This window comes from Streptomyces sp. MB09-02B, from assembly GCF_033794485.1.
Lineage (GTDB): Bacteria > Actinomycetota > Actinomycetes > Streptomycetales > Streptomycetaceae > Streptomyces.
The window spans coordinates 1-540 of the sequence record NZ_JARGEE010001006.1 but is presented as its reverse complement, the minus strand read 5'-3'; the positions used below and the strand labels follow the sequence as shown (position 1 = coordinate 540).

Annotated in this window: 1 pseudogene; it reads right to left on the bottom strand. The window is 72.2% G+C overall.

Going from position 1 to position 540, the window contains the following annotated elements:
- Positions 1 to 417 (bottom strand): annotated as a pseudogene (locus P1P70_RS45585) (ATP-binding protein); the annotation flags it as partial.
- Positions 418 to 540: the final 123 nt, after the last annotated feature.

Sequence of the window (540 nt, the reverse complement as noted above, 5' to 3'; positions counted from 1 at the left end):
GGCCGGGAACGCGGCGGAGGGAGCGGTGTCCGCCGGGGGCGTGTCCAGGGTGGAGGTGTCCCAGTCGGAGTTCTCCATCTGGCGTGCCTCGGCGAGTCCGATGCCGCGCTGGAAGGCGGCCATCAGGCCGGGGTCGTGGCCGATGTAGTGGTCGGGGTCCTGACGGGGCGTGGGCGCGGGACCGCCGCGCAGCTGGGGCACGATGTGCTGCTGGGCGCGGCGGCGGGGCAGCTGGGGCTTGCCCATGGTGCCGCGGACGGCGCCCCCACCCCGGGGGGTCGGCGGTGTGCCGGCGTTGTCCGCGACCGTCCGCCGGTCGTCGGGGCGGATGCCGGGCACGGCCTCGGCCGGGTTGGGCCGGTCCTCCCGGGCGCCGCGCACCGGCACCGGCCCGACCCCGCTGCCGGCGCCTGCTCCTGTCTCTGCGCACCAGCTGACGCTGCCGACCAATAGCCCTGTGTACATCCCATGGGACGCCGTTGTTGTCAGAAAAACGCAACACGAAACTAAGAGCAACAATGGACGCACAAAAAAAAGAAA